The 13606-nt window shown below is 41.6% G+C and carries 12 protein-coding genes; all 12 read left to right on the top strand.

What is annotated here, in order from left to right; all coding sequences use genetic code 11:
• Window positions 1-43: 43 nt before the first annotated feature.
• Window positions 44-829, top strand: coding sequence for a sulfotransferase (locus AC812_RS02060; RefSeq protein WP_061916534.1), 786 nt, complete (start codon window positions 44-46; stop codon window positions 827-829).
• Window positions 830-844: 15 nt separating this feature from the next.
• Window positions 845-2044: a glycosyltransferase family 4 protein gene (locus AC812_RS02055; protein ID WP_061916537.1), complete on the top strand. Its 1200-nt coding sequence runs from the start codon at window positions 845-847 to the stop codon at window positions 2042-2044.
• Complete coding sequence (locus tag AC812_RS02050) at window positions 2044-3462, top strand: O-antigen ligase family protein (RefSeq protein WP_061916540.1); 1419 nt, start codon at window positions 2044-2046, stop codon at window positions 3460-3462. The genes AC812_RS02055 and AC812_RS02050 overlap by 1 nt, the downstream gene beginning before the upstream one ends.
• Window positions 3455-4384: a glycosyltransferase family 2 protein gene (locus tag AC812_RS02045; RefSeq protein WP_061916543.1), complete on the top strand. Its 930-nt coding sequence runs from the start codon at window positions 3455-3457 to the stop codon at window positions 4382-4384. The genes AC812_RS02050 and AC812_RS02045 overlap by 8 nt, the downstream gene beginning before the upstream one ends.
• Before the next feature lie 9 nt (window positions 4385-4393).
• Window positions 4394-5602, top strand: coding sequence for a glycosyltransferase family 4 protein (locus AC812_RS02040; protein ID WP_082149079.1), 1209 nt, complete (start codon window positions 4394-4396; stop codon window positions 5600-5602).
• A 3-nt stretch (window positions 5603-5605) separates the two neighbouring features.
• Complete coding sequence (locus tag AC812_RS02035) at window positions 5606-6943, top strand: ArnT family glycosyltransferase (protein WP_061916549.1); 1338 nt, start codon at window positions 5606-5608, stop codon at window positions 6941-6943.
• Window positions 6940-8130 carry a glycosyltransferase gene (locus AC812_RS02030; protein ID WP_061916552.1) on the top strand — a complete coding sequence of 397 codons (1191 nt, stop codon included), beginning with the start codon at window positions 6940-6942 and terminating at the stop codon, window positions 8128-8130. Before AC812_RS02035 ends, AC812_RS02030 begins: the two co-directional genes overlap by 4 nt.
• Window positions 8131-8227: 97 nt before the next feature.
• A complete protein-coding gene (locus AC812_RS02025) occupies window positions 8228-9832 on the top strand; it encodes a polysaccharide biosynthesis tyrosine autokinase (protein WP_062158757.1) in 1605 nt (534 codons plus the stop codon).
• Window positions 9833-9855: 23 nt separating this feature from the next.
• Complete coding sequence (locus AC812_RS02020; protein ID WP_061916558.1) at window positions 9856-10422, top strand: D-glycero-alpha-D-manno-heptose-1,7-bisphosphate 7-phosphatase; 567 nt, start codon at window positions 9856-9858, stop codon at window positions 10420-10422.
• A gap of 126 nt (window positions 10423-10548) precedes the next feature.
• Entirely contained in the window at window positions 10549-10917 is a 369-nt protein-coding gene (locus AC812_RS02015; RefSeq protein WP_061916561.1) for a hypothetical protein, read from the top strand.
• 183 nt (window positions 10918-11100) lie between these two features.
• Window positions 11101-12237, top strand: a complete 1137-nt coding sequence (locus AC812_RS02010; protein ID WP_061916564.1) for a S1C family serine protease — start codon at window positions 11101-11103, stop codon at window positions 12235-12237.
• A 33-nt stretch (window positions 12238-12270) separates the two neighbouring features.
• Complete coding sequence (locus tag AC812_RS02005) at window positions 12271-13593, top strand: hypothetical protein (RefSeq protein ID WP_061916567.1); 1323 nt, start codon at window positions 12271-12273, stop codon at window positions 13591-13593.
• Window positions 13594-13606: the final 13 nt, after the last annotated feature.

Genomic DNA, 13606 nt, shown 5'->3' with positions numbered 1-13606 from the left:
TACCTCATGGGTCAATATGAGACAATTTTTCCATAAACAACGAATGAAAATAAAAGAAATTGCATGGGAATTTGGTTTTTTCCCCACAACCCGCACCTATACAAAATTCATTATTTTGGGACGCTCCCGCACTGGAAGTAACTTTCTACGAAGTCTGCTCAATTCTCATCCTGCCGCTTTGGTTTTAGGGGAAATATTTCGCAACCAGGATGCAATTGATTTTGACCACCCGGAATTCCCAACCACTACAAGAATTGTCAAAGTTTATCAAAACGATCCTCAAAAATTTCTTGAGGAAATTGTCTTTCGTAAAATACCAGCCAAATATCAAGCATTGGGCTTTAAGTTATTTTATTACCATGCAAGAGAAAATCCCTTTGCCCAAATCTGGCATACTATCAATAATCAAAAAGATATTCGCATCATTCATATCAAAAGAAGAAACATTCTCAGAACCCATCTTTCCCGTGAGAATGCGGTAAAAACTGGCCAGTGGGTCAATACTAACGGTAAAGAAACTCATCTTCAATCCTACCAACTCGATTACGATGCTCTTTTGAAGGATTTTATTCAAACACGCCAATGGGAACAGGAAGCCGACTCGTTTTTTAAAGACCATCCAATGATTGAAGTCATTTATGAAGACCTTTCTGAAAATACCACTGGACAAATTCAGAAAATCCAACAGTTTTTAGGTCTCCCAGAATATCCAGTTCAAGCCCAAACCTTTAAACAAATCCAAAAACCTCTTTCGGAAATTATCCAAAACTACGAAGACTTGAAAATCAAGTTTCAGAATACCGAATGGTCAACCTTTTTTGAAGATTAATAAAACCCAATAACGATGAAAATTCTGATATTATCAACCTGGTTCCCATATCCCCCCATTCAAGGAAGCAAAATCCGGGCTTATAACATGATCCGCAGCCTCAGTCAGGAACACGAGGTTGCGGTGATATCGTTTAAAGACATGGATGTGAAAGACGAATGGATTGAACATCTTCATCAATACTGCAAAGAGGTAATCATCGTTGACCAAAATCCGTTTCATTATTCAAAATTCAAAACGTGGCTGGGCTTTTTTTCCACTCGACCAAGCGCAGTTGTTGCTGGTTATTCCGCAAAAATGGCTGGAGCCGTACAAGAATTTGCCAGGAAATGGAAACCCGATTTGCTTTTTGCTCTAACATTTGTAACCGCTCCATATGCATTACAAATTACCAAAACCCTTCGGGTTGTGGATATGGACAACTTATTAGCTTTGATGTTAAGAGATTTGTACATAAATGCTCAGGGTTTTTTCCAAAAACAAAGGCGTTATCTGGCTTACCGGAAGTTTAAGAATTACGAAAATCACCTTTACCAAAAATTTGACTTGGCTTTGGTCTGCTCGGACCTGGATAAATCCCGTGCTGTTGAATATATTGATCTTAGCAAAGAAAAAATAGTTCCAATTCCAAACGGTATAGAAATTAAGTTGTCCCCACCTCGAACCATCCATAAATTCAATCATAAATTGATTTTTAATGGCTCCTTGAGCTACTGGCCAAATTTCGACGCGATGGATTATTTCCTTTCTGATATTTTTCCCCTCATCCTAAAATCAATACCCGATTGCGAAATTCTAATTACGGGGAAGAATGACGCCGTGGATACACACAAACTTCCCGACTATCAAGGCAAGGTAATTTTCACCGGGTTTGTCGAAGATATTCATGCTTTGGTATCTTCGTGCGCTGCCTGTGTGGTACCATTACGCCATGGCGCAGGCACTCGTCTGAAGGTGTTGGAAGCCATGGCAGTCGGTACCCCTGTGGTCACAACCCCAAAAGGTGCGGAGGGGCTGGAAGTCAACCATGGTCAACATCTTTTGCTGGCAAATACCCCTGAAGATTTTGCAAATAAAACTGTTCAAATCCTGCAAGACCAGAACTTTAGAGAAAAAATTGTGCAGGAAGGGCGCATGTTAGTCGAAAAAGTTTATGATTGGCGTGTCATTGGACAAAAGTTAAACCAGACGATAAATTCGCTTACCAATTCATAATGAAATCCATTCCAAACTCAGCTCAATTTTTCAATCCCGATCATCCTTTGTTCAAATGGATTGTGATCCCGGTTTTGCTAATTCTTATCGCCATTCTCTCGCCGATGCTGGCGATGGGCAATCTACTGGCTTATTTTTTTATCGGGTTTTTCGTGGTGATCCTCGGTGCATTGGTACTCCTGAAATGGCCCGGCGCCGGCTTCCCGATATTAATAATGGCAAGTCTTATCGTACCTATTCGGATCAGCACAGGCACCCAAACCAGTATCAATAGTGCCATGATTGTTTCAATCGGCATGATTGGATTATGGGTATTCGATATGCTCACCAGGCAAAAACAAATTCGCCTGTTACCTGCGGCTGTAATTAAACCGTCAATTGTATTGATTATAGTGGCGATAATTGCCTTTCTCTTTGGTCAATTACCCTGGTATCCGGGCAGATCCGCCTCACTTTTCTCCCAACTGGGCGGTCTGTCGTTATTTATTTTGCTAACCCTAACCTTAATTGTTACCATCCACCGATTAACCGACCTGAAGTGGTTGCAAGCCACGGTTTGGGTATTTATCATCCTGGGAGGAATTTATAATTTTGCTTTTCTTATCCCTCCATTTCGCCCTTATGTCAATCGTTTTTTTCAACGAGCAGTTTTGGACAGTCTATTCTGGCTCTGGTTATTGGTTTTGACATTCGGTCAGGCTTACTTAAATCATGGTCTTTCACCGAAATTACGAATTTTATTAGGCTTTAGCGCCATTGCAATACTTTACAATCTGTTTATTATGAAACAATCCTGGACATCAGGATGGTTTCCAGCTTTAGTAGCAGTCTTTTTTGTGGTTCTCTTTACCAGACCGAAATTGACCATTCCGTTGATAGGCCTTGGAGGATTGCTCTTCTTAATCTCCTCGCAGTTTACCAACGACCTGATTATGGGCGGTGATAACGAGTATAGTTTAGTCACCCGGCTTGAGGCATGGAAAATTTTAGGGGAAATTATTAAAGCAAATCCCATTTTCGGGCTGGGGCCTTCAAACTATTACTTTTTTACACCTTTCTACAGAATCTTGGGATATTCGGTCAGTTTCAATTCACACAATAACTACATTGACATTGTGGCTCAGATTGGACTTCTGGGTTTGGCTGCCTATTTTTGGCTCATATTCGAAATTTTTTCATCCGGATGGCGCGCCAGAAAATTAATCGAAAACCAAAATTTTGAATATGCCTTTGTTTACTCTGCGTTAGGGGGAGTGGGTGGAGTGTTAGCAGCAGGTATGTTTGGTGATTGGGTTATTCCCTTTGTCTACAATGTGGGCATGGAAGGATTCCGGGCAAGTGTTTTGGGCTGGGTTTTTATGGGTGCTTTGGTATTTATCGAATTAAGGAAAAAGCAGAATTTTCAAGCGAATGAATAAATTCGATCCAATTGTTTCGATAATTATCGTTTCATACAACGTAGAAAATTACTTGACCAGTTGTATCGAAAGTTTGGTTGGGCATTCATGTAAAGTTCCTTTTGAAATCATTGTTGTGGATAACAACTCCATCGACAACAGCGTTTGTTCTCTCCAACAAAAATTTCCGCAAATTCCTGTCATCCAATCCTCTAAAAATTTGGGGTTTGCTGCTGCAAACAACCTGGGCGCCACCATTGCAAAAGGACAGTATCTTTTGTTGCTTAATCCGGATACGATTGTTGAAGATAAGGCAATCGAAGAGCTGGTTTATTTCCTTTCTGAAAATCCTTCTGCGGGTGCAGTGGGTTCTTACCTGAAAAACCCTGATGGCAGTTTTCAAATGTCCTGTTATCCATTCCCCACCTTATTTCGAGAACTTTGGCGGTTACTCCATCTGGATAAACTGATTCCAATCGGTCTTTATCCACAAACAACCTGGAACAGAAATTTGCCTCACAAGTGCGATGTTATCCAGGGAACAAGTATGATGATTAAAAAAATCGCCTGGGATTCGTTAGGGGGACTCGACGAGAATTTCTTCATGTATTCCGAAGAGGTGGATTTTTGTTACCGACTGGCCAAGGCGGGCTTTGAGTGTTATTGGGTGCCCCAATCGAAAGTAATTCACTATGGAGGTCAAAGCACTTCGCAATTTGCCAGAGAGATGTTTTTACAACTTTATCGGGCGAAAACTCAATTTTTCAAGAAGCATCAAGGTCAAGTTGCAGCCGGTATTTACAAATTGATTTTGCTGGTTGCATCGCTGATTCGAATTTCTTTTTCTCCAATAAGCGCCAGGATCACCCCTCGGCAAAAGGATCACCAAAAACAAATTCGAGAAAATTATAAATACTTAATTTCTTCACTTCCTCGTTTATAAATCAATCCAATGAAAATCCTGTTTCTTACACAAATCGTTCCTTATCCTCCTGATGCCGGTCCTCGAATCAAAACCTGGCATGTTCTTAAGTATCTTGCAGAACGGGGTCATTCCATCACATTGGTAACTTTTGTTCGCTTAGAAGAAAAAAAATTTCTACCCGAGATTCGTAAAATATGCGAGAATGTTATCCCAATATCTCTCCGACGGACAAAACTACGTGATGCTTATTCACTGCTAATCAGTCAACTAAAAAGAACCCCCTTTTTAATCGAAAGAGACTATCGTTCATCCATGGCTGGCGCTATTAAGAATCTGCTAACTGATGAAAAATTTGATGTAATCCACATTGACCAGGTCAATATGGCGCAATTTATCTTACGCCCGAACGGGATTTCTCCAGACTTAAAAACAATCTTCGATGCGCATAACGCTACCTGGATTATATTGGAGCGTATGCGTTCATCCTCCCCTCTATTATTACGTCCATTTCTTGCCCAAGAGGCAAAAAAACTAAAAAATTACGAGTTGCAGCTGGTTCAAAGAGTAGATCATGTGCTAACCGTAACCGAATTTGACCGCAGTTTATTACTCCCCAATTCCGATGGTGATTTTCTCAAGTCCAAAATCCATGTTATCCCAATTGCAGTAAACACCCAGGAACTTCAACCCGTGGAACGGAAACAGAACACTCATCAAATTTTGACAATTGGCTCCCTAAACTATCCTCCCAACGCTGACGGAATCAGGTGGTTCCTACGGGAGGTATTTCCATTAGTCAAAGAAAAAATACCCAATGTAACTTTGACGGTAATTGGAAAAAATCCTCCAAAAGACTTTTTCTCTCTTGCCGAACCCTTCGGAACAGATATAGATATAACTGGTTATGTTGAGGACTTGACCCCCTATTTGGAAAATTCTACTGTGATGGTCGTGCCTGTTCTGGCTGGGGGTGGAATGAGGGTAAGGATACTGGAAGCCTTCGCAAGAGGAATCCCAGTGGTGACCACAACCATTGGGCTGGAGGGCATTGCCGCTGAAAATGGCTCCCATGTGTTGGTGGCGGACGACCCTGCTGAATTTGCTAGAAAAGTGAAACACCTGATTGAAACTCCTGACGAACAACTTCGATTGGCAAACAATGCCAGAGAATTGGTAACTAAACTTTACGACTGGAAAGCTGTTTTGAAAAAACTCGATCAGATTTACCAATTATAAACTATGCGAAACTTTTACCTTTGGATCAGTGACAATAAAAACACCTTAAAAATCTTGATCATAATTACCACCCTTTCTGTGATGGTGCGAATTGGGGCAGCCTTATTTCTTGGAAATCAAATCAATGATATGCCCGGGGTTTCCGATCAAATCAGTTATCACACACTGGGTATCCGCCTTTCGCAAGGTTGGGGTTTTACGTTTGACCGCCCTTGGTGGCCAGCAACACAGGCCGGTGAACCCACTGCCCACTGGAGTTATCTTTTTTCCTTTTTTGTTGCAGCCATCTACTGGCTGTTCGGCCCACATCCATTGATGGTTCGCTTAATGCAGGCACTAATTGTTGGAGTTTTACACCCTGTTTTAATTTTTTCCATTGGAAAACTATCTTTTAATTCATTTGTTGGTCTTTTAGCTGCTGCAATTACAGCCGTCTATATTTATTTTGTCTATTATTCGGCAACCTTAATGACCGAACCTTTTTACATAACCGGTATTTTAGTAATCCTGCTGATTTCCATTTGGATTACCAGAAACTCCGATAGAATTATGCAAAATCGCCGTCAATCCATTCTTTTTGCAATTCTTTTAGGAATCTCAACATCTTTGACCATCCTGTTGAGACAGGCTTTTATTTTATTTTTGCCCTTTTTGTATTTGTGGCTCCTATTTGTTCTCAAGAAAAAATATTTCGCATCAACCATAAGATTTAGTGCGATCAGTTTTCTTGTAATACTCATGTTTATCCTGCCATTTACGATCTATAACTACGAGCGATTCGGTCAATTTGTTTTACTGAATACGAACGCAGGTTTTGCATTTTACTGGGCAAATCATCCCATTTATGGCACACATTTTGAGGGAATATTGACCCAATCCACCTACCTGGACTTATTGCCCAAAGAGCTGTACGGTCTGAATGAAGCAGCGCTCGATAGCGAGTTGTTGAAACGAGGCATGCAGTTTGTCTTTCAAGAGCCAGTCCGCTATATTTTATTGTCCTTGAGCCGTATCCCTGTTTATTTCATGTTTTGGCCATCGCCCCACTCCTCAATTTTGAGCAACATCTCTCGCGTCGGGAGCTTTGGACTTTTCCTGCCTTTTATGCTATTGGGCATCATCACTACTCTCGCGAGGAAGGGGGAAAAAAAGGTAAATATATATTCCCCGGTCTTTTTGATATTTCTTTTTATTGTCATATACAGCCTTATTCATATTTTTACTTGGACTTTAATTCGATATCGTTTACCGGTGGATGCGGTTTTGATTTTATTTGCAGCAGTTGGAGTTTCTGAGTTATTCCTAAAAATTCAAAACGGCAAAGCCTTCAAACACTCATGAATATTTTATTTGTTGTACCTTACACCCCCAGCCCCATTCGAGTTCGCTCGTTCAATTTTATAAAATCGTTTTTAAATCTTGGACATAAGGTTACTCTTTTATACCTGGAAGAACGAGAATTCTCATCAGAAAAACTTATCAGCGCCGAAACCCTCGAATTATTTGGTTTTAAGTTGCCAGTTTGGAGATCCATGCTCAACTGCCTGTCTGCTTTGCCTAGCGATCAACCCCTTCAAGCCGTCTATAGTTGGAGCAAGGATTTATCAAAAAATCTTCGTAAAATCCTCGCTAGCCAAGAATTTGATGTAGTCCATGTGGAACACTTAAGAGGTGCAAAGTACGGACTTGCAGTCAAAAATCTCGTTAGTATTCCCATTATTTGGGACAGCGTCGATTCGATTACCCTGCTGTTCCGCCAAACTCAAAAAAATCACCCCCAAAAACTCATTCGCTGGTTAATGAAATTTGAACTCCAGCGAACAGAAAAGTATGAACGCTACCTTTCCGCACAATTCGATAAAATTCTGGTGACCTCATCAAAAGATCGAGATGAATTTATCCGACTCTCGCCTTCCAGTCCGGTTGAGATCCTCACCAATGGAGTCGATACAGATTATTTTTCTCCTCCACCTGCAGAGACACGGCGAAAGAATGTGATTCTTATCAGCGGAAAAATGAGTTATCACGCCAATATTGACATGGCATTATTTACCATCAACCGGATAATGCCCCTTGTCTGGAAGATCAATCCAGAAGTTGAACTATGGGTAGTCGGGAAAGATCCGCCATCATCCCTTCAACAGTACTCTGTCAATCCCAAGATAAAAATCACCGGAACGGTTCCCGAAATGCTGCCTTATCTTCAAAAAGCCTCCATTGCTCTTGCGCCGCTCAACTATGGCGCAGGTGTTCAAAATAAGGTGTTGGAAGCAATGGCATGCGCTACCCCCGTCATTGCGTCGCCCCTGGCTGTTTCTGCTCTAAACGTCTCGGATGGTGTTCAAGTAATGATCGCAGAAGATGCTCAGCACTACGCTGATTCGATTTTAAAAATGTTATCTAATCCTCAACTTGGAAACCAGATTGGCAACGCCGGAAGAGAGTATGTGGAAAGAGAACATTCATGGAAGAAAGTGGCAAAAAAACTCGAAGATTTATATCGTCAGACCACAGAGACCAAATTATAAGCAATTTCTATAGAAATTTTATAGAATTTATAAAAAAAACCGGTTACAATTTTGGTGATATTGAGGGTTACCGATTGAATTTAGAGAAGGATCAACAATGGACTTAAAGCCATACTACGCCCCGCTTTTAAAGTGGTGGTGGATGATTTTAGCAGCTTCCCTGATTGCTGCAGCAGCCAGTTTTATTATCACGCTGGGTCAGCCAGCCATGTATCAATCCAGAACAACACTTATTATTGGTCAATCCCTCACAAACCCCAACCCAAACACCTCACAATTCTTTTTAGAACAACAATTGGCTTCCATTTATGCCGATATGGCAACCCGTGAACCGGTACGAAAGGCAGTGATGGAGTCATTGAATCTCACCTGGATACCGCCCTACACAGCACGCGCCTTACCGGATACTCAATTGATTGAAATTACCGTCACAGATTCCGATCCGGTTCGCGCTCAAGCGGTTGCCTCTGAAATTGCAAAACAGCTCATCAAGCGCGGCCCTTCCGGTATGCAGGATAATGACTTGGAAAGGCAATCCTTTATTGAACAACAATTGACCACCCTCGAAAAAAATATATCGGACACCACCGCAGAAATAGAAAAACTCAAAATTGAATTGGGAAGTCTGAACAGTGCCAGCCTGATTACCGAGACCCAACAAAAAATCAACGCGCTCGAAAACAAGCTCTCCAGTCTTCAAGAAAACTACGGGCGTTTATTGTCCAGCAGCTCTCGAGGAGCGTTGAATACCCTTAGTGTGATTGAGCCAGCCGAAATCCCCAGCCGGCCGATAGGACCCAACCGCTTGATCACCGTATTGACATCAGCATTGATCGGATTTGCCCTGGCTGCAGCAAGCGCCTATATTATTGAATGGATTGACCAGGCGATCCATTCCTCGGAGGAAGTTGATAGGATTATTCAGAAGCCTCAATTAGGAGAGATACCTCGCTTTCCCAAAGATGTTGAGACCCTCAGTTATGTCAACGAAGAGCCTTTTTCACCCATCACCGATTCATTTCGTTCGCTCCGCACCAATCTTGAATTTCTCGGACTGGGAAACACCATCAAAACTTTGTTAATATCCAGTCCTGGTGATTCGGAGGGGAAAACGACCATTGCTATCAACCTGGCTCTTTCTTTAGCCAAGGCAAAAAAGCGCGTGATCATCATTGACGCTGACTTTTATAAATCGGAGTTGGATGAAAAATTCGAATTAAAAAACAAAAAAGGGTTGGGTGACTTATTACTGGACGGTAAGATTGGAAAAGAGTGTCTGATCCCATTATTCAAAAATCAGGTATTCCTACTTCCCTCGGGTACAACTCCCCCAAATCCTTCTGAACAATTGGGGTCTCAGGAAATGCTTCGTACTCTGGAAATGCTGAAGGAAATTGCGGATGTCATCATTATTGACGGTCCGCCTTTTATCATCTCCGATTCTCTTGTACTCTCGGCCCGGGTTGATGGAGTACTGGCGGTGATCAGTTTAGGAAAATCCCGCCGGGATGTACTCAAAAAAATAAAAGACCAACTAAATCGAGCCAATGCCAACATATTGGGTTATATCATCAATGGCGTTTCCCCTAAGAGTGCGTCCTATTACAGCCATTATTACTACGCAGGGGTTAAAAAAGAGAGTTCAAACGGGAAGACGATGGAGAGTAAAGAGGTAAAAGGCAACTCAGTAAAGAATCCATAAAATCTACACCTTCTGTCAAGTCTTTGAGAAATCATTCGCACCTGCAGGCAATTTTTCTGGACCGAGATGGGGTAATCATTCATAATCGGGCCAGTTATGTTTGTCGTTGGGAAGATGTCAGGTTTTATTCATCTTCGTTACGCGCTCTTCAGATAATTAATCGAACTCCAAACCGTCCAAAAATTTTTATCATCACCAACCAATCCGCCATCGGACGGGGTTTATTGACATTTGCACAATACCGGGAGATAGACCAGAAAATTCAACAAGAAATCCTGAACAACGGGGGGATGATTGATCAGGTTTTTTTCTGCCCGCATACACCAGAACAAAATTGCGATTGTCGAAAACCTAAACCCGGCATGATTTTTGAAGCGGCCAGGCAATTCGGAATTGATTTGAAGTATTCAATCCTGATTGGCGACGCTCAATCGGACATTGAAGCCGGTTTGAATGCTGGTATTCCTGATTTATATCTGGTAACCACAGGAAGAGGTAAAGACCAGATCGCCTATATAAAACAGCAGCCCTATTCAAAAAAGGTTCGTGTCCTTAATAATTTGTTCGAAATAATCAAAACCCTCTTTTAATACCCCTTTTTGCTTTCAGAAAAAAAACGCGATTCTATCGAATTCGCGTTTTTTAATTTAAATTGATTTTTTTATGTGTTATAATATTACATGTAATACACTTACAAAGGAGTGAAAATTACATACATGTACCAGCATTTCGATGAACAATCTCAAAAAGATCAAGTAAATCCTGAAATGGAAATGCCCAAATCTGGTAAACAAACTTCTGATCCTTTACGTGAAGCATGGAAACAGGTGGAAAATATCGGACAAACACTTGGCGAAGCCCTACAATCCAGAGGTAATGTGGTCATGGTAAGGGTTAACGATGAAACATTGAAACATCTGGATATGTTGGTCGAAGCCGAAATTGCAAAGAGCCGCTCCGAGGCAGCCGCTCTACTCATCAACGAAGGGATTAAACACAACGCAGAATTGTTCGCCCATATTCAACACGTTACAGACCAGATAATTCAACTTCGTAATCAATTGAAAAAAATCCATTTTGAATGACACAACAATGAATGAATAAAAATCAATAGTAATTTTCCGCTTTTAGAACAACAATCCCTCCAATTATCGCCACAATCTGGTCAATTTTTCGATCATTTTTGGAGAATTTTATATACTCTTTCAATAATCTATTAATAATTTCCTAACAATGTCGGCATATAATCCTTCTTCGGAGGTCAGGATATGTCTCTTCGTAAAGGATTAGTCATCGGCATTTTAGCTGTGGTGCTATCGTGTATCAGTGCATTCTTTGGGGCAATTGGTGGAGGCTTATTTGTCCTCAATCAAACTTCAAAAAATAATTCCTCGACAGAGCCCATCTTAGATACTCAAATCCCCACAGCTTCGATTTTAAATTTTTCTCAAACAGACATTCAAACGTCTATCACTCAGGCAGTAGAAAAGGTTTCTCCAGCCGTAGTGACCGTAGTCGGTACGATTCCCGGTCAGATGACCTTCTTTGGAAAGGCTCCAGATGAAACAGTGAGCGGCAGCGGAGTAATCATTTCCAAAGAAGGCCATATTGTGACAAACTATCATGTTGTCGAAGGCACCAGTGACATTTATGTAATCCTCTCAAATGGCGAGCAAGTTAAAGCAAATTTAATTAATGCGGATATTTATGCAGATCTCGCGGTGTTGAAAGCAGAGGGCCAGATGCCGGCCGTTGCCATTTTTGGTGATTCCGATCGGCTCAACCCCGGTGAGACCGTGATCGCAATCGGCTCACCCCTTGGTGAATTTCGCAACACCGTAACGGTAGGGGTGATCAGCGCAACTGGTAGAGTATTAGACACCGGCAAGGGATATGCGATGGAAGACTTAATTCAAACCGATGCCGCAATCAATCAGGGGAATTCGGGCGGTCCATTGGTAAACCTCAATGGGGAAATTGTTGGCATCAACACTCTGATTGTACGGGGCGGTATGGGGACAACCACCGTTGCAGAAGGTCTGGGATTTGCAATTCCCTCTAATACCGTTCGTCTTATCAGCGAACAAATCATCACCCGAGGTTATTTTGCTCGACCTTATTTAGGCATTACCTGGCAGGGCATCAATCCGACGATTGCCCGAAGGTATCAGCTGCCAGTTGAATGGGGCGCTTATGTAACCAGTGTGGAACCCGGTAGTCCAGCTGACCGCGGCGGTATAAAGAGGGGCGATATTATTGTGCAAATCGGAGATTTGGAAATTAATCAACAGCGCTCTTATCTAAATGCGCTATTTGCTCAACAACCGGGAGACACAGTAACGATCAAAATTTACCGGCAAAGAAAAATTTTCGAATTGAATGTAACCCTTGGAACTTCTCGGTAAACCAAAATTCGCCCGCTGAGGTACAATTCAATAATGAAATTGGGTATCTCAGCGGGTTGGTTAAGATGTTTCTTGCTCCAAAGAATTCGTTTATTTGCCCTGTTTTCTATTCTAACTATCCTGGTTATTGCATCGCCCATCAAAAATGCAGGTGGAGCAATTAATTTATGGATCAATACTCCTCTAATTAGTTTTTACTCTCCCTTGAACGTTGACCAAACTCATGCTGACGAGAAGGTGGTTCTGAACCAAACATCCTACCAGAATGATCCTGCCCCCTTAATCAAATTAAAATTTCGGCTCGATAAAATTCAAATAGGATTTATCCAAAATTTTGCTGTAAGAAATCATCAAATCTTTTTGTTGGGCTCGTACGGTCTGGCAATTCTTGATTTGGATCAAAATCAAACCCCAATCAAACGATTCAGAAATACACCCGTTGGAATAGACAATCGCTCACAAATTTGGTACCTCACCGATAATTCAACCTCAATTTTCCGATGGGACGGTCAAACGACCACTGAATACCGCAAAGAACAAGGATGGATATTACCAGCAAAATTTTCTAATCCACCAATACCCCAACAAAGAACTTCATTTTTTAACGAAGGTCAAAAAATTTGGCTGGCAACCTCCAGTGATGTACGATTTTATAATGGTGAGAACTGGCGAATCTTCACGGCCAATGAAATCGGCATCCAATTACCATATAAAGTCGGCGTTGAGTCCATATTCACGATCAATTCCAACCCTTCTAATGGATATATTTGGACAGCAGCATGCTACTGGCAAGACTCTCGCCAGGTTGGTGGCTCTGTTCCTTTTTATTTTGACGGAAAAACATGGCGAAGAAGCGATTTTCCGGAGGAAAACCCTTGCATAACGAGCATCATCTTCAGTTCTGACGGAAGCGGATTCTTCACAACGCCAACAAGTATTTGGGTATACGATGGTCAGGCCTGGAGTGAAATTTTTTCGCCACAAATCCAAAATCTCCCCCAAAATACCACCTATCGAATCAGCCAGGTTTGGATGGACCACTCAGAGTCCCCCTGGTTTTTGGCGAAACTGATCAATCTCAATGGGCTTGTAACTCAATATATTCTGTTTCATTACACGGGAACAACTCTGAAGATGGTCTCGTCCCTAGAAGGGTTTGCCCAACCACAAATCTTTTTCACATCAAGCGGCTCTGTCATTTGTTTCAGGATTAATCAACTTTTTCTGCTCACCCCAACCGGCTGGGTTTTGCTGGGGGATAACAAGTTTGATCTGGTAGCTCAGGACAACCACAGCAATGTTTGGTTAATTTCAGATATAAAAAACAGACCAGTATTATGGGAATTGATTGAATAACAGTCCATTTCTC

This window comes from Bellilinea caldifistulae (assembly GCF_001306055.1).
GTDB classification, from domain to species: domain Bacteria; phylum Chloroflexota; class Anaerolineae; order Anaerolineales; family Anaerolineaceae; genus Bellilinea; species Bellilinea caldifistulae.
This window is presented reverse-complemented; position numbering and strand designations above follow the sequence as displayed.